Annotated in this window: 16 protein-coding genes and 1 tRNA gene; 10 read left to right on the plus strand and 7 right to left on the minus strand. The window is 67.1% G+C overall.

From position 1 onward, the window contains the following. The first annotated feature begins 38 nt into the window (after positions 1–38). Positions 39–929: an alpha/beta fold hydrolase gene (locus WS92_RS15315; protein WP_059932094.1), complete on the plus strand. Its 891-nt coding sequence runs from the start codon at positions 39–41 to the stop codon at positions 927–929. A 50-nt stretch (positions 930–979) separates the two neighbouring features. Here WS92_RS15315 and WS92_RS15320 read toward each other — a convergent pair whose 3' ends face one another. The 3 genes from WS92_RS15320 to WS92_RS15330 all read right to left on the minus strand — a co-directional run bounded on the left by WS92_RS15320 (position 980) and on the right by WS92_RS15330 (position 3,444). Beyond that, positions 980–1,669 (minus strand): MOSC domain-containing protein, encoded by a 690-nt coding sequence (locus WS92_RS15320; RefSeq protein WP_015602120.1) that lies wholly within the window; start codon positions 1,667–1,669, stop codon positions 980–982. 14 nt (positions 1,670–1,683) lie between these two features. Beyond that, the gene (locus WS92_RS15325; RefSeq protein WP_009911529.1) at positions 1,684–2,580 is read right to left on the minus strand and encodes a dihydrodipicolinate synthase family protein; all 897 of its coding nucleotides are present in this window, start codon (positions 2,578–2,580) and stop codon (positions 1,684–1,686) included. Between the two features lie 81 nt (positions 2,581–2,661). Beyond that, the gene (locus WS92_RS15330; protein WP_059932096.1) at positions 2,662–3,444 is read right to left on the minus strand and encodes an aldolase; all 783 of its coding nucleotides are present in this window, start codon (positions 3,442–3,444) and stop codon (positions 2,662–2,664) included. Between the two features lie 131 nt (positions 3,445–3,575). On the opposite strand from WS92_RS15330, the gene WS92_RS15335 reads away from it, so the two are divergent. Further along, positions 3,576–4,139 (plus strand): helix-turn-helix domain-containing protein, encoded by a 564-nt coding sequence (locus tag WS92_RS15335; protein ID WP_015601498.1) that lies wholly within the window; start codon positions 3,576–3,578, stop codon positions 4,137–4,139. A gap of 143 nt (positions 4,140–4,282) precedes the next feature. Here WS92_RS15335 and WS92_RS35835 read toward each other — a convergent pair whose 3' ends face one another. Next, positions 4,283–4,426 (minus strand): stress-induced YchH family protein, encoded by a 144-nt coding sequence (locus WS92_RS35835; protein WP_015601877.1) that lies wholly within the window; start codon positions 4,424–4,426, stop codon positions 4,283–4,285. Positions 4,427–5,181: 755 nt separating this feature from the next. On the opposite strand from WS92_RS35835, the gene WS92_RS37000 reads away from it, so the two are divergent. Then, positions 5,182–5,652, plus strand: a complete 471-nt coding sequence (locus WS92_RS37000; protein ID WP_082743733.1) for a type VI immunity family protein — start codon at positions 5,182–5,184, stop codon at positions 5,650–5,652. A gap of 292 nt (positions 5,653–5,944) precedes the next feature. Next, on the plus strand, positions 5,945–6,205 hold the full coding sequence (locus WS92_RS34795; RefSeq protein WP_138110378.1) for a hypothetical protein: 261 nt from the start codon (positions 5,945–5,947) through the stop codon (positions 6,203–6,205). A gap of 42 nt (positions 6,206–6,247) precedes the next feature. Here the strand turns inward: WS92_RS34795 and WS92_RS15345 are convergent. The 3 genes from WS92_RS15345 to WS92_RS15355 form a co-directional block, all read right to left on the minus strand. Further along, positions 6,248–6,332, minus strand: a tRNA-Leu gene (locus WS92_RS15345). 116 nt (positions 6,333–6,448) lie between these two features. Continuing rightward, positions 6,449–7,609 (minus strand): ABC transporter substrate-binding protein, encoded by a 1,161-nt coding sequence (locus tag WS92_RS15350; protein ID WP_059932099.1) that lies wholly within the window; start codon positions 7,607–7,609, stop codon positions 6,449–6,451. A 53-nt stretch (positions 7,610–7,662) separates the two neighbouring features. After that, a complete protein-coding gene (locus tag WS92_RS15355; RefSeq protein WP_006024855.1) occupies positions 7,663–8,604 on the minus strand; it encodes a CysB family HTH-type transcriptional regulator in 942 nt (313 codons plus the stop codon). A 219-nt stretch (positions 8,605–8,823) separates the two neighbouring features. On the opposite strand from WS92_RS15355, the gene WS92_RS15360 reads away from it, so the two are divergent. From WS92_RS15360 to cobA, 6 genes are all read left to right on the plus strand, one after another. Then, positions 8,824–10,503: a nitrite/sulfite reductase gene (locus tag WS92_RS15360; RefSeq protein WP_006024856.1), complete on the plus strand. Its 1,680-nt coding sequence runs from the start codon at positions 8,824–8,826 to the stop codon at positions 10,501–10,503. Between the two features lie 22 nt (positions 10,504–10,525). Beyond that, positions 10,526–11,068, plus strand: a complete 543-nt coding sequence (locus WS92_RS15365; protein WP_015601070.1) for a DUF934 domain-containing protein — start codon at positions 10,526–10,528, stop codon at positions 11,066–11,068. Further along, positions 11,065–11,814, plus strand: coding sequence for a phosphoadenylyl-sulfate reductase (locus WS92_RS15370; RefSeq protein ID WP_059932103.1), 750 nt, complete (start codon positions 11,065–11,067; stop codon positions 11,812–11,814). Before WS92_RS15365 ends, WS92_RS15370 begins: the two co-directional genes overlap by 4 nt. 79 nt (positions 11,815–11,893) lie before the next feature. Next, positions 11,894–12,859 carry a sulfate adenylyltransferase subunit CysD gene (cysD, locus tag WS92_RS15375; RefSeq protein ID WP_015600519.1) on the plus strand — a complete coding sequence of 322 codons (966 nt, stop codon included), beginning with the start codon at positions 11,894–11,896 and terminating at the stop codon, positions 12,857–12,859. A 22-nt stretch (positions 12,860–12,881) separates the two neighbouring features. Then, positions 12,882–14,198 (plus strand): sulfate adenylyltransferase subunit 1, encoded by a 1,317-nt coding sequence (locus WS92_RS15380; RefSeq protein WP_059932105.1) that lies wholly within the window; start codon positions 12,882–12,884, stop codon positions 14,196–14,198. A gap of 59 nt (positions 14,199–14,257) precedes the next feature. Beyond that, entirely contained in the window at positions 14,258–15,031 is a 774-nt protein-coding gene (cobA, locus tag WS92_RS15385; RefSeq protein ID WP_059932107.1) for a uroporphyrinogen-III C-methyltransferase, read from the plus strand. Positions 15,032–15,108: the final 77 nt, after the last annotated feature.

Consider the following 15,108-nt stretch of genomic DNA (forward strand, 5'->3'; position numbering starts at 1 on the left):
GATCGACGTCACCGACCTGACAACCGGCGGAGACCCCGATGCCCGACTATCTGTTTGCGACGACCCCGCTGCTGGACGTCGCGTATCTCGAATGGAATCCGGACGGCGCGCGCACGGCCGTGCTGCTGCACGGCTGGCCGGACAGCCCGGCGTGCTGGAAAGCGGCCGCGCCCGTGCTCGCCGACGCCGGCTATCGCGTGCTTGCGCCCGCGCTGCGCGGTTTTGCGCCAACCCGCTTTCGCGACGCGGCGACGCCGCGCAGCGGGCAACTCGCGGCGCTCGGGCGCGATCTGCTCGATTTCGCCGACGCGCTGCGGCTGGAACGCCCGGTGCTCGTCGGACACGACTGGGGTGCGCGCGCCGCCGCGAACGCGTGCGGGTTGCGTGAGCGGGCGGCGTCGCATCTCGTGATGCTGTCGGTCGGCTACGGCACGAACGACCCGAATCAGCCGCTGTCGCTGCAGCAGGCGCGCCGTTACTGGTATCACTGGTTCATGGCGACGTCGCGCGGCGAGCGGGCGGTGCGCGACGATCGCCGCGCGTTCGCGAGGACGATGTGGGACACGTGGGCGCCGGCCGGCTGGTATGCGCCGGAGGACTTCGACGAAGCGGCCGACGCGTTCGATGGGCCCGACTGGGCAGACGTCGTGCTGCATTCGTACCGGCACCGCTGGGGCTTCGCGAACGGTTGCGCCGCGTATGCGCACGACGAAGCGCGTCTGAATCCCGCGCCCGTTCTGTCCGTGCCGACGCTCGTGCTGCACGGCGGCGCGGACACCTGCAACCATCCGGACAGCTCCGCATCGCGCGAGCGGTTCTTCGCCGGACGCTACGAGCGCGTCGTACTCGATGGCGTCGGTCACTTTCCGCAACGCGAGGCGGCGGCGCGCGTCGCCGATGCGATCGTCGCGTTCTGCGCCGGCGCGTGAGCGCGACAGGGCGGCGGGCGCCGGTCCTCGCCGCCCGTTGCGCGCTCATGTCATCCGTCGAGCCGCTTCGTCCAGTCCTCGACCGCGCCGGCCTTCAGCCGCCGCTCGAACAGTTGGCGCCATGACAGTGGCAGCGCGTCGATGCGCGACAGCGCTTCGAGCGCGCCGGCATCGAGCGTGCGCCGGTACAGCACATCGAGCACGCTCGACAGCGGCCATTCCGGATGCGGCCGCTCGCGCAGCGCGAGTTCGCCGCCGGGCTCGACCCAGCCCTCGTCGAGCACGCGGTAGTACCAGCCGGTCCGTCCGCTCTGCTGGACGCGCGCGGACATCTTCCGGAATCCGAAGCGTGCATTGAGCTTCCAGCACGGCTGCCGGGACTGCGAGACCTGCAGCGTCGCGCCGCCGAGCGTGAAGACGTCGCCGATGCACACGTCGCGCTCGGCGATGCCGCGCGTCGACAGGTTCTCGCCGAATGCGCCCGGCCGCGCGAGCACGTCGCGTGGGCCGATCTCGGCCGCCCATAGCGCATAGTGGTCGAACGCATAGTGATGGACCGCCTTGTCCGGGCCGCCGTGATGCTTGCGGTCGGCCTGCTCGTCGCCGGCGAAGCCGGTGCGCGCGAGCCACAGGCGCTCGCGCACCGGTTGCTTGCCGATCGCGCTCGCGTGCGCCGTATCCGCGAGCGGCCGTATCGCGCCGATCAGCAGCGCATCGAGTTTCGCGTTCATCGTATGCATGCGCGCCGTTCCGTTCACGCGTGAGCAGCGTCGCGCAGCGCGTCGAGAATCGCGGCGAGCTCGCGCGTGCGCTCTTCGCCGAGCGGGCGCAGCGGCTTGCGCGGCTCGCCCGCGTCGAAGCCCGCGAGCCGCAGCCCCGCCTTCACCGTGACGGGCAGCCCGCCCGCGACGATGAACTGCAAGAGCGGCAGTTGCCGGTGGAAGACGGCGCGGGCCGTGCCGAGATCGCCCGCGCGCATCGCTTCGTACAGCGCGAGCGGCAGGCGCGCATTCAGGTTCGGCGCGGCGGTGCACCAGCCGGCCGCGCCCGCCGCGAGCGCGGCGAGCGCCATCGGATTGCTGCCGTTGTAGAACGGGATCGCGCCGTCGCCCAGTTGCGCGAGCCGGTGCATGCGCTTGATGTCGCCCGTGCTCTCCTTGACCATCGTCACGTTGTCGACCGTGCGGAAGATGCGTGCGATCAGCTCGGGCGACATGTCGATGCCGCTCGTCGCCGGGTTGTTGTACAGCATGATCGGGATGCCGATCGCGTCGCCGATCGCGCGATAGTGGCCGACGATCGCTTCGTCGTCCAGCTTCCAGTACGACACGGGCAGCACCATGACCGCGTCAGCGCCTGCCTGCTCGGCGAACTTCGCGCGGCGCACCGCGTTCGCGGTGGTGAGATCGGAGATGCCGACGACGGCCGGCACGCGGCGGTCGACGGCGCGAATCGAGGCCGACGCGGCGGCTTCCCATTCGGCGTCGGACAGATAGGCGCTCTCGCCTGTGCTGCCGAGCGGCGCAATGCCGTGCACGCCGCTTGCGATCAGGCGTTCGACGAGCGCGCCGAGGGCGGTCGTGTCGACCTGGCCGTCGGGCGAGAAGGGGGTGACGGGGTAGGCGATGATGCCTTGCAATGGGTTGGACATGAGTCGGGGGCTCCGGAGTGCTCGATGTCGTCGGTTCGTCGTCGGTTCGCTATCGATTCGACGCGCGGGCAATTCGGCGGATCAGCCGAGGCAGTCGGGGTGATGGCGCAGCGCGCGCCGCGCGTAGTACGCGAACGTCACGGCGTCGCGCTTCGGCGTCGAGATCCAGTCGTGTGCGTCGGTCGCGAGCGCGGGCTGGATCGGCTCGATCGCGCCGGCCGCCATCGCCAGCAGTTGCAACCGCGCTGCGCGCTCGATCAGGATCGCGAGCATGCACGCCTCCTCGATCGTTTTGCCGACGACGAGCTGGCCGTGATGCGACAGCAGGATCGCGCGCTTGTCGCCAAGCGCGTTCGAGATGATCTCGCCTTCCTCGTTGCCGACGGGCACGCCTGGCCAATCCTTCAGGAACGCGCAATCGTCGTAGAGCGGACAGGTGTCCATGTGCGACACGACGAGCGGCGTCTCGAGCATCGACAGCGCGGCGACGTGCGCCGGATGCGTGTGGATGATGCAGTTGACGTCGGGGCGCGCGCGATAGATCCACGTGTGAAAGCGGTTGGCGGGATTCGGAATGCCTTCGCCGCCGATCACTTCGAGATCCTGATCGACCTGCAGCAGATTCGATTCGGTGATCTCGTCGAAACCGAGCCCGAGGCGCTGCGTGTAGTACGTGTGCGGCGTATCCGCACGGCACGTGATCTGTCCGGCGAGGCCGCAGTCGTGCCCGTCGTCGAACAGGATCCGGCACGTGAGCGCAAGCATCTCGCGCGCGGTCCACCCGCTATCCTTGATTTCGTTGTCGAGCCGCCGCTGCGCGAGCGCGACGAGCTCGGCCTTGCCCATCTTCAATGTGTCGACCATACCACCTCCAGGATGTGAACGAATATGCCGTGTTCCTGACGCGTCGTCGCGACGCATCAAGAACACGAAGTCAATTATAGGACACAAAGTGTCATGTGATACAATCAGTTTTTCAAAAGACATTTGCCGTCATGACGATTCGTCTGAAGCTGCTGAGAAAGCAGAAAGGATGGACGCTCGACGTGCTGGCCGAAGCGACCGGCCTCACGAAGAGCTATTTGTCGAAGGTCGAGCGCGGCCTCAGCGTGCCGTCGATCGCGGTCGCGCTGAAGCTGTCGAAGGCGCTGCAGGTCGACGTCGAGCAGTTGTTCTCGGAGAGCCGGGATCGCGAGCTGATCACGGTCACGCGGGCGTCGGAGCGCACGTCGATGGGCAGCGCATCGAGCGTGCGCGCGCGCACGTACGAGAGCATCGCGGCGGGCGTTGCGCCGAAGAGGCTGTTGCCGTTCATCGTGTATCCGCCGCGCGATTACGTGAGCTCGGCGTTTCGCGAGCACGAAGGGGAGGAGATGCTGTTCGTCCACAAGGGGCGTGTCGAGATCGCGTTCCCGAACGAGACGATCAAGCTGAGGACGGGTGATTCGGTTTATTTCAATGCGCTGATTCCGCACCGGATGCGCAGCGTCGGCGCGACGCAGGCGGAGGTGCTCGTCGTCGTGAGCAACGACGAGGGCGTGCGCGACGACGCGCAGTAGCGGCGGCGGACGACCGGGAGGAGGAGATCGATACGTGACGGGCGGGTGGTGTCCGCCGGCGACGGACGCGCGCGACACGGAGGGCGGATTGGCGAGCGTGTCGCGCCGGTCGGCACGAACGGGGATCGCCGGTTAGCGAAGACTCACTCGTCGTTGCCGATTTTCATGAAGAGCCGGATCGATCGGATCGCATACGCGAGGCCGCCGACCACGACAAGCGCACCCAATCCCAGCAGCACGTTCTCGAGCGACAACGCGTTTTGAAGAGATAAAACAATGCCTTGCATCTATTGCATTCTTCATACATTTGGATGTGGATTGTAACAATTCCCACTGAATCATTTCCGGAAGTTTGCATGTGGCGAAATTTTTGGCGAGCGGACGGGCGGTTTCTTTAGGCGGGACGCAGGTTGGGGCTGCCGGCGGCCAGGCGAGCGGCGTTCGATGTTCGTCGCCACCTTGATTGGGCAGGAGTGTGCGCCGCACGGCATGGCCGACTGGCGGTCCGCGCCGCGCCGCGCCGCGCCGTGGCGGGCGCAAATGAAAAAGCTCCGCGTTGATAGTGTCAAGGCGGGGCTCGATTGCCGCGGCCGGCGGTGCGGGGCATGTCCGTCGGACGATGCCGCAGCGAGCGTAGGCGGTAGTGGCGCGATGCTTCGATGTCTGCTGGCGGCGCGCATGGGGCCGCACACGCCAAATTTCGGACAGAGCTTTATGTGGCGGAAAATTAATTTGATTGCCGAAGGGCGTTGTCCTGCCCCAATCGTACCCCGCGCGTTTTCGATGGACGTCGTTCGGCAGTGCGCGCTGCCGAAAGCAAGAACGCTGGCGACATCAGTAACAAGCGCCCGAAATCCGCGTCGGGCTTGAGCTTGCCCGGGGTATGGGACGCTCCCGGACTGGTACAGGCTGCGCGAAAGATCGCCCGCGCCGCCCGCCAATGTGTGCGCGCCGAGCTTTGCTTTGTTTACCCGGTAACTTCGGCAGGGTAGTTTCCCCCTATTCGGCACGTGCCGCAGTCCTCGCGGATTTTCCACTGAGGATTCGGCATGGGTTATCGCTCATCCGGGAAGGTGACACGACTTCCCACGGTGGCCGTGTGCCGGCGGGCACGTCGATCAACATCGTTTACGGGAAACCGCTGGCGCTCGAGGGTGACATGGCGTCGTGCCCGAAATGCGACGGTATCTATCCCATCGTCGGCGTCCGGAATCGAAGCATGACGTTCGGCGACGGCGGTCTGATCATCCAAGCCGGCCCCGAGCCGGCCGCTGGCGTGCCGACGGGTAAAGGGATACCCGACGCGTATGTGTTGCTGAATCACGCATTGCGCCCGATCGTGGCGGAAACGTCCGATATTCTGCAAAGCGGCACGATCAGCAGCACTGCGCTGCTGCTCAATACGCGCGTGGCGACAGAGGCATGGCTACGGCGGTTCGATGTCCCGGACGACAAGATAAACGGCTACGGGGTCGAACTGCACAAGATGCCGAAGCTGCTGCCGGCATCGTGATATTGCGTCCCGAATGGTGTCCTGGCCGGTGTTAATACCGGTTACCGATCCGGGGTCCTTCGGGTTCCAGCGCGCGTGTTGCTGGGGCGTGAATTACCGACACGCATGATCGCCAGTCGGCTGGCTGGCGTTGAAATCTTTCGCGAGAGCTACATGCGTTGCCGGATCCAGGCCGGACGCGAGCGCTCGTTTGACCTCATCGCGCCTGGCCCGCAGGCTTCCGTGAGAGATACGGCCGGAGATAGTCGCCGAACGTCAGCAGGATTTCTTTGCCGTTGAACCGATATTCGAGGTGGCATTTCTTCGCCCGGCTGGCGCGCAGTTCAAGGAACGGGCCGCCGCCGTCGCACAATTTGTTGCCTGCGCCTTCCGCCGAGTAGCGAACATTGCGGCATCGAAGGTCGGTGAGGGGGAAAGCGAGTGTGAATCCCTGCCGTCGGCTTATCCCAAAACGGCAATCCGTCCCCCCAATCTTACTCACGATTTTGGGGGCTTCCCCCGGTTCCGCTCAGGGCTGGCCGAAAATGAAAAACCCGCAAAAGCCTGGAGCTGACGCGGGTTTGGGGAATTCTTGGGACTGCTCGGAACTATGTAATGGTGCCCAGGGCCGGAATCGAACCGGCACGCCTTGCGGCGGGGGATTTTGAGTCCCCTGCGTCTACCAATTTCACCACCTGGGCCAACCTGCGCCGCACATGCGATTGTGCGCGGCGAAAACGCAAATTATCACCGAAATCCCCCATACGGGCAAGCATCCGCCGCCGCCGCGGCGCGACAGGGCGGTTCACCGGCTCATTCACTGACTCAGATAGACAAATGCGCCGTGCTTCACGATGCCCATCACGCTCGCCCGCTGGTCGAGCCCGACGTGGTCGGCGGCGCTCGTGTTGACGATGCCGTTCGGCACGATGAGCTCGTGCGCGCGCTCGAGCTCCGCGCGCAGCGCCGTGCGGAACGCCGGCGTGCCCGGCTGCGTGGTCTTCAGCGCGCGGCCGGCCGCGTCCGCGAGGCGCGGGTAGACGCCCGCCGCGTCGCCCGCGAACTGCGTGACCGTATCGAGTCCGTATTTCGTCTCGTATGCGTCGACGAACGCGAGCGCCGCACGCTTCGCAGGATGGCCGGCGGGCAGCGTGCGCGCGACGACGACAGGCTGCGTCGGGAACAGCGTGCCTTCGACGTCCTTGCCGCCGAGCCGCAGGAACTCGGGCGTCGCGATCCCGTGCGTCTGGTAGATGGGCCCCCGGTAGCCGCGCTCGATCAGCGTGCGCTGCGGCAGCACGGTCGGCGTACCGGCGCCCGCGATCAGGATCGCGTCCGGCTTCGCCGCGATCAGTTTCAGCGTCTGGCCCGTCACGCTCGCGTCGGTTCGGTTGTAGCGCTCGGTCGCGACGATCCTCACCTTGCGCAGCGCCGCGAAGCGCGTGAACTCGTCGAGCCAGCTATCGCCGTAGCTGTCCGCGAAGCCGATGAAGCCGACCGTCTTCACGCCGTGGTTCGCCATGTAGCGGGTCAGCACGTCGGCCATCGCGCGGTCGCTCTGCGCCATCTTGAACGCCCATACGCGCTTGCCCTGCTGCGGCTCGACAATCGAGCCGGAGCCGATCAGCGTGATCATCGGCGTCTGCGCGGCGGCGACGGGTTCGAGCGCGGCGAGCGCCGCCGGCGTGATGTTTGGCCCGACGACGACGTCGACCTTGTCCTCCGTCACGAGCCTGCGGATGTTGCGCACGGCGAGGCCCGGATCGGACGCGTCGTCGAGCACGATCACGTTCAGCTTCTGTCCCGCGATCGTGTTCGGCCACATCAGGATCGCGTTCTTGCTCGTCAGGCCGATCGTCGCGGCGGGGCCGGTCGTCGACAGGTCGACGCCAACCGTCAGATCGGCGCGCGCCGCGGTGCAGGCGAGCGCGACCGCGGCGCAGGCGGCCGCGCGGCGCAGCAGGCAGGATGGCTTCATCCGGAGGTCTCCATGCCGGTTCGAGGCGGCGCGCGGGAACGGCGCGCCGTGCGTCACAGCTCGTAGGTCTCGGCCTCGCCCTTGAGCGCGGTCTCGACGAGCTTGCGGTTGAGCGTCGGCGACAGCAGCTCGACGAGCGTATAGATATAACCGCGCAGATACGCGCCCTGCTTGAGCGCGACGCGCGTCACGTTGCTGCCGAACAGGTGCCCGACCGGAATCGCGCGCAGATTGCGGTCGCGCTCCGGGTTGAACGCGATGTCGGCCATGATGCCGACGCCGAGCCCGAGCTCGACGTAGGTCTTGATCACGTCCGCGTCGATCGCCTCGAGCACGATGTCGGGCGTGAGGCGATGCAGCGCGAACGCCTGGTTGATCTTCTTGCGGCCGGCGAACGCGTCGTCGTACGTGATGAGCGGGAATTGCGCGAGATCGTCGAGCGACAGCGGCTTGCGCTCGAGGAGCGGGTGATCGGCCGGCACGACGGCCGCGTGGTGCCACTGGAAGCAGGGCAGCGACACGAGCTCCTTATAGTCGGCGATCGCCTCCGTCGCGATCGCGAGGTCAGCCTGATCGTGGATCACCATTTCGGCGACCTGCGTCGGGCTGCCTTGCAGGATCGACAGATGCACCTTCGGGAAGCGCTTCTTGAACTCGGCGATCGCGGCGGGCAGCGAGTAGCGGGCCTGCGTGTGCGTCGCGGCGATCGTCAGGTTGCCCTGGTCCTGCGCCGCGTAATCTTTTCCGACCCTTTTAAGGCTTTCGACCTCCTGGAGAATCCGCTCGACCGACGCGAGAATGATCCTTCCCGGCTCGGTCAGCGAGCGCACGCGCTTGCCGTGGCGCGTGAAGATCTCGACGCCGAGCTCGTCCTCGAGTTCGATGATGGCTTTCGACACCCCGGGCTGCGACGTGTACAGCGCCTTCGCGGCTTCCGTGAGGTTGAAATTCTGCCGGACGGCCTCGCGCACGAAGCGAAATTGGTGCAGGTTCATTTATAACCCTTCCGCATATCAACAGAATTTTTTAGTCGTTTGAAATATAAGGGGAGTTTATTACGATTGCCCCGTGTTTTTCAAATATGGATATCTGTAATCGTCATTTGCAAATGACCGGCCGGGCGGATGGCCGGCTCGGCGCGGACGGTGCAGGATTCGGGCGCGGCGTGGCTAGGACGCCGCGCGGTCATATTGAGCAAACCCTGGGGTCCCCGAATGTACCAGTACGACCAGTACGATCAGACGATCGTCGACGAGCGCGTCGCGCAGTACCGCGACCAGGTCCGCCGCCGCTTGTCCGGCGAATTGAGCGAGGACGAGTTCCGTCCGCTGCGGCTGCAGAACGGCCTGTACATGCAGCGCCACGCGTACATGCACCGCATCGCGATTCCCTACGGCAATCTCCGCAGCAGCCAGTTGCGCATGCTCGCCCGCATCGCGCGCGAGCACGACCGCGGCTACGGCCACTTCTCGACGCGCACGAACATCCAGTTCAACTGGGTGAAGCTCGAGGAAACGCCCGAGATTCTCGCGAAGCTCGCGTCCGTGCAGATGCACGCGATCCAGACGTCGGGCAACTGCATCCGCAACATCACCGCCGACCAGTTCGCGGGCGTGGCTCAGGACGAAGAGATCGATCCGCGCCCGTGGGCCGAGATCCTGCGCCAATGGTCGACGTTCCATCCCGAATTCGCGTGGCTGCCGCGCAAGTTCAAGATCGCCGTGTCCGGCTCGAAGGCCGATCGCGCGGCCGTGCAGATCCACGATCTCGGCGTCTACCTGAAGAAGAACGAGGCGGGCGAAGTGGTCGCGAGCATCCTCGCGGGCGGCGGCCTCGGCCGCACGCCGATCGTCGGCGCGATCATCCGCGAAAACCTGCCGTGGCAGCACCTCATCACGTATTGCGAGGCGGTGCTGCGCGTCTACAACCGTTACGGCCGCCGCGACAACCTGTACAAGGCGCGGATCAAGATCCTCGTGAAGGCGCTGTCGCCCGCGAAGTTCTCGCAGCAGGTCGAAGAGGAATGGCAGCACTTGAAGGACGGCCCGTCGACGCTCACGCAGGCCGAACTCGACCGCGTGTCCCAGTACTTCCTGCCGCCCGTCTACGAAAAGCTCGCCGACACCGACGCGCCGTTCGAGCAGCATCTGCTCGAGAACCGCGCGTTCGCGCGCTGGGTCGAGCGCAACGTCGCGCCGCACAAGGTGCCGGGGTACGCGGCCGTCACGCTGTCGCTGAAGAATCACCGCGTGGCGCCCGGCGACGCGAGCGCCGAGCAGATGGAGCAGGTCGCCGACTGGGCCGACGCGTACTCGTTCGGCGAGCTGCGCGTGTCGCACGAGCAGAACCTGATTCTCGCGAACGTGAAGAAGCGCGATCTGTTCGCCGTGTGGGAAAAGGCGAAGGCGGCCGGCTTCGCGACGCCGAACGTGGGCCTCCTGACCGACATCATCGCGTGCCCGGGCGGCGACTTCTGCTCGCTCGCGAACGCGAAGTCGATCCCGATCGCGCTCGCGATCCAGCAGCGCTTCGACGATCTCGACTACGTGCACGACCTGGGCGACGTGTCGCTCAACATCTCGGGCTGCATGAACTCGTGCGGACACCACCACGTCGGCAACATCGGCATTCTCGGCGTCGACAAGGACGGCGCCGAGTGGTATCAGGTGTCGCTCGGCGGCGAGCAGGGCACGGGCGCGGGCGGCGCGCGCCTCGGCCGCGTGATCGGCCCGTCGTTCTCCGCGGAGGAGGTGCCCGACGTGATCTCGAAGCTGATCGACACGTTCGTCGATGCGCGCATCGACGGCGAGCGCTTCATCGACACGTACGAGCGCATCGGCATCGCGCCGTTCAAGGCGCGCGTCTACGCGGCGCGCCAGACCGCGCACGCGTAATCTAGCGCAGAGGAATCAGCAGATGGCTTTGATTATCAAGAATCGCGAAGTGGTCGACGACGCATGGCAAGTCGTGCGCGCGGCCGAAGACGGCGCGCTGCCCGCACTCGACGCGCTGCCGGCCGGCAAGGTGCTCGTGCCGCTCGCGCTGTGGCTGGCGGCGCGCGACGCGCTCGTCGCCGCGAAGACGAAGGACGAACTCGGCGTGTGGCTCGCGCCCGACAGCGAACCCGCCGACCTCGTGGCCGATTTCGGCCGCATCGCGGTGATCGGCGTCGAATTCCCGCGCTTCGCGGATGGCCGCGGCTACAGCATCGCGCGCCTGCTGCGCGAGCGCCACGGCTGGACGGGCGAACTGCGCGCGATCGGCGACGTGCTGCGCGACCAGCTCCTTTACCTGTCGCGCTGCGGCTTCGATGCGTTCGCGGTGCGCGCGGACAAGGACATCCGCGACGCGCTGAACGCGTTCGGCGAGTTCTCGCAGCGCTACCAGGGCGCGTTCGACGAGCCGGCGCCGCTGTTCCGCCGCCGCGCGGCGGCGGCCGAAGCGAAGGTGAACGCATGAGCGCCGCCGACGCAACGACGCTGACCCCGGCGCTCGCCGGCAAGATCGGGCGGCTCGACGCGCTGCTCGCGCAAATCGCCGGCCGTCATCCGAAGGTCAAGCTCGCGAGCAGCCTCGCGGCGGAAGATATGCTGATTACGCATGCGATCCTGTCGAAGGGCGTCGCGATCGGCATCTTCTCGCTGAATACCGGCCGCTTGCATACGGAGACGCTCGGCATGATCGAGCGCGTGCGCGAGCGCTACGGCTACGAGATCGAGCAGTTCCACCCACGGCAGGACGCGGTCGACGCGTACGTCGCCGAGCACGGCCTGAACGCGTTCTACGAGAGCGTCGAGCTGCGCAAGCGCTGCTGCGAGATTCGCAAGGTCGAGCCGCTGAACCGCGCGCTCGCGGGCGTCGACGCATGGGTGACGGGCCAGCGGCGCGAGCAGTCGGTCACGCGCGCGGAGCTCCACGAAGAGGAGCACGACGCCGCGCGCGGGATCGCGAAGTACAACCCGCTCGCCGACTGGACCGAACGCGACGTGTGGGCTTACCTGAAGGCGTTCGACGTGCCCGTCAATCCGCTGCACGCGCGCGGCTATCCGAGCATCGGCTGCGAGCCGTGCACGCGCGCGATCCGTCCCGGCGAGGACAGCCGCGCGGGCCGCTGGTGGTGGGAGTCGCGCGACACGAAGGAGTGCGGGCTGCACATCGCGATCACGCCGGTGCCGTCGGCCGGAGCCGAATCGGCTTCCGCCTGAGGCGGCCGCCGCATAATAAGATAGTCAGATTGCGCCGCCGGCCAGCCCGGCGGCACGAACCCAGACAAGGACCGTAATCATGAGCACGACGCTCGAACAATCCGCTTTTGCCCCGTCCGCCGGCGCGTCGACGAGCCGGATGGGCCATCTCGACTGGCTCGAGGCCGAGTCGATCCACATCCTGCGCGAGCTCGTCGCCGAGTGCAGCAAGCCGGCGCTGCTGTTCTCGGGCGGCAAGGATTCGGTCGTCGTGCTGCATCTCGCGCTCAAGGCGTTCGGGCTCGGCGCGAACCGCAAGACGGCGCTGCCGTTTCCGCTCGTGCACATCGACACGGGCCACAACTACGACGAGGTGATCGACTTCCGCGACCGCCGCGCGAAGGAGATCGGCGCGGAGCTCGTCGTCGGCCACGTCGAGGATTCGATTGCGCGCGGCACCGTGGTGCTGCGCCGCGAGACGGATTCGCGCAACGCCGCGCAGGCCGTCACGCTGCTCGAGACGATCGAGCAGCACGGCTATACCGCGATGATCGGCGGCGCGCGGCGCGACGAAGAGAAGGCGCGCGCGAAGGAGCGGATCTTCTCGTTTCGCGACGAATTCGGCCAGTGGGACCCGAAGGCGCAGCGCCCGGAGCTGTGGAGCCTGTACAACGCGCGGCTGCACCAGGGCGAGCACCTGCGCGTGTTCCCGATCTCGAACTGGACGGAGCTCGACGTGTGGCAGTACATCGCGCGCGAGCAGCTCGAACTGCCGTCGATCTACTACGCGCACCGCCGCGAGATCGTGCGCCGCAACGGCCTGCTCGTGCCCGTCACGCCGCTCACGCCGATGCGCGAGGGCGAGACGAGCGAAGAGGCGCTCGTGCGGTTCCGCACGGTGGGCGACATCTCGTGCACGTGCCCGGTCGAGAGCGACGCTGACGACGTGGAGAAGATCATCGCGGAGACGGCGGTGACGGAGATCACGGAGCGCGGCGCGACGCGGATGGACGACCAGGCGTCGGAGGCCGCGATGGAGCAGCGCAAGAAGCAGGGCTATTTCTGACGCACGCGAGGACACATCCATCATGAGCATCATCGAGAACAACGAAGACCTCGGCGTACTGCGGTTCATCACGGCGGGCAGCGTGGACGACGGCAAGAGCACGCTGATCGGGCGGCTGCTGTACGACAGCAAGGCGGTGCTGTCCGACCAGCTTTCCGCGCTGTCGCGCGCGAAGAACAAGCGCACGGTGGGCGACGAGCTCGACCTCGCGCTGCTCACCGACGGCCTCGAGGCCGAGCGCGAGCAGGGCATCACGATCGACGTCGCGTACCGCTACTTCGCGACCGCGAAGCGCAAGTTCATCATCGCCGACACGCCGGGCCACGAGCAGTACACGCGCAACATGGTGACGGGCGCGTCGACCGCGCACGCGGCGATCATCCTGATCGACGCGACGCGCGTGACGTTCGAAGACGGCGCCGCGCAACTGCTGCCGCAGACGAAGCGCCACAGCGCGATCGTCAAGCTGCTCGATCTGCAGCACGTGATCGTCGCGATCAACAAGATGGATCTCGTCGACTACAGCGAGGCCCGCTTCAACGAGATCCGCGACGCATACGTGAAGCTAGCGCAGCAGCTCGGCCTGGCCGACGTGCGCTTCGTGCCGGTGTCGGCGCTGAAGGGCGACAACATCGTCGCGGCGAGCGAGCGGATGCCGTGGTACGCGGGCGAGCCGCTCCTGAACGTGCTCGAGACGCTGCCCGTCGAGGTGCAGGCGCATGACGCGCTGCGCTTCCCGGTGCAATGGGTCGCGCGCCAGGACGGCAGCTCGGCCGACGATTTCCGCGGCTACATGGGTCGTATCGAGGCGGGCGAGGTGAAGGTCGGCGACGAGATCGCCGTGCTGCCGTCGAACCGCGCGGCGACGGTCGCCGAGATCATCGCGCCGGTGCCCGGCGGCACGGCGGCAGTCGATCGCGCGTTCGCGGGGCAGGCGGTGACGATCCGTCTCGCCGAGGACGTCGACGTGTCGCGCGGCGATACGTTCGTGCCGCGCGCGCAGCCCGTCGAGCCGGCGAAGAAGCTCGAGGCGGACCTCTGCTGGTTCGACGAGACGCCGCTTTCGCCGCAGCGCAAGTATTTGCTCAAGCAAACGACGAACACCGTGTTCACGAAGATCGGCGCGCTCAAGCAGGTGCTTGACGTGCACACGCTGTCGCACGCGACCGATCGCCACGAGCTGAAGATGAACGACATCGGCCGCGTCGCGCTGACGCTGCAAAAGCCGATCGTCTGCGACACGTACGACGTGCATCCGGGCACGGGCGCGTTCGTGCTGATCGACGAGGCGACCCATCACACGGTCGCCGCGGGTATGATTCGTGCGTTTTCCGCGTGACGTCGCGCGCCGCATCGGCGGCGCCCGCGGGCACGCGCGCACGAAGGGGATCGATGCCAATGGGTAAGGTGTATCTGATCGGTGCAGGGCCGGGCGCGGCGGACCTCATCACGGTGCGCGGCGCGCGCCTGCTCGCCGATGCCGACGTCGTGCTGCACGACGCGCTCGTCGAGCCCGCGATGCTCGACTACGCGCCGCGCGCGCGCAGGATCGCGGTCGGCAAGCGCTGCGGGCAGCGCTCGACCGCGCAGCACTTCATCAACAAGCAGATCGTCGACGCGGCGCGCGAGCATGCGATCGTCGTGCGGCTGAAGGGCGGCGATCCGATGCTGTTCGGCCGTGCGGACGAGGAGATGCGCGCGCTCGAAGCAGCAGGCATCGATTACGAGGTCGTGCCGGGCATCACGGCGGCGCTCGCGGGCGCCGCGACGCTCAGGCGCTCGCTGACGCTGCGCGGCGTCGCGCGCAGCGTCGCGTTCGCGACGCACAGCCGCGCGCCCGGCAGCGACGAGATCCGCGAGCAGGTAAGGGCGGATTCGCTCGTCTACTACATGGGCCGCGACAGCGCGCCCGGCATCGCGCGGCAACTGATCGACGCGGGGCGGGCGGGCGCGACGCCTGTGGCGATCGTCGAGGCGTGCAGCACGCCGCGCGAGCGCACGCTGACGCTCACGCTCGCCGAGATGGCGGCGGGCGCCGCGCAGGCGTGGCTCGATCCGGCGCAGCCGAGCCTGCTGATGATCGGCGACGCGTTCGCCGAACGTGCGCAGCGGCTCGCGGACGAGCAGTCGGGCGACGAAAGGGGCAAGCGCGGGATGCGCAGCGCCGCGTGATGCGGTGCGAAACGAACGAAAGACACGAACGAAAGAAGCGAACCGCGCGATAGACGCAAAGCGCGCGAGACACGCAA

Source organism: Burkholderia sp. MSMB1588, from assembly GCF_001546925.1.
Classification (GTDB): Bacteria; Pseudomonadota; Gammaproteobacteria; order Burkholderiales; family Burkholderiaceae; genus Burkholderia; species Burkholderia humptydooensis.

Bases quoted from the DNA above. Each gene is read 5' to 3' on its own strand.
- WS92_RS35835 (WP_015601877.1), bottom strand. From the start codon at position 4,426: ATGCAAGGCATTGTTTTATCTCTTCAAAACGCGTTGTCGCTCGAGAAC.
- WS92_RS15365 (WP_015601070.1), top strand. From the start codon at position 10,526: ATGGCTTTGATTATCAAGAATCGCGAAGTGGTCGACGACGCATGGCAA.
- WS92_RS15370 (WP_059932103.1), top strand. From the start codon at position 11,065: ATGAGCGCCGCCGACGCAACGACGCTGACCCCGGCGCTCGCCGGCAAG.
- WS92_RS15330 (WP_059932096.1), bottom strand. From the start codon at position 3,444: ATGGTCGACACATTGAAGATGGGCAAGGCCGAGCTCGTCGCGCTCGCG.
- WS92_RS15315 (WP_059932094.1), top strand. From the start codon at position 39: ATGCCCGACTATCTGTTTGCGACGACCCCGCTGCTGGACGTCGCGTAT.
- WS92_RS15335 (WP_015601498.1), top strand. From the start codon at position 3,576: ATGACGATTCGTCTGAAGCTGCTGAGAAAGCAGAAAGGATGGACGCTC.
- WS92_RS15360 (WP_006024856.1), top strand. From the start codon at position 8,824: ATGTACCAGTACGACCAGTACGATCAGACGATCGTCGACGAGCGCGTC.
- WS92_RS15380 (WP_059932105.1), top strand. From the start codon at position 12,882: ATGAGCATCATCGAGAACAACGAAGACCTCGGCGTACTGCGGTTCATC.
- cysD (WP_015600519.1), top strand. From the start codon at position 11,894: ATGAGCACGACGCTCGAACAATCCGCTTTTGCCCCGTCCGCCGGCGCG.
- WS92_RS15355 (WP_006024855.1), bottom strand. From the start codon at position 8,604: ATGAACCTGCACCAATTTCGCTTCGTGCGCGAGGCCGTCCGGCAGAAT.
- WS92_RS15325 (WP_009911529.1), bottom strand. From the start codon at position 2,580: ATGTCCAACCCATTGCAAGGCATCATCGCCTACCCCGTCACCCCCTTC.
- WS92_RS15350 (WP_059932099.1), bottom strand. From the start codon at position 7,609: ATGAAGCCATCCTGCCTGCTGCGCCGCGCGGCCGCCTGCGCCGCGGTC.
- cobA (WP_059932107.1), top strand. From the start codon at position 14,258: ATGGGTAAGGTGTATCTGATCGGTGCAGGGCCGGGCGCGGCGGACCTC.
- WS92_RS15320 (WP_015602120.1), bottom strand. From the start codon at position 1,669: ATGCATACGATGAACGCGAAACTCGATGCGCTGCTGATCGGCGCGATA.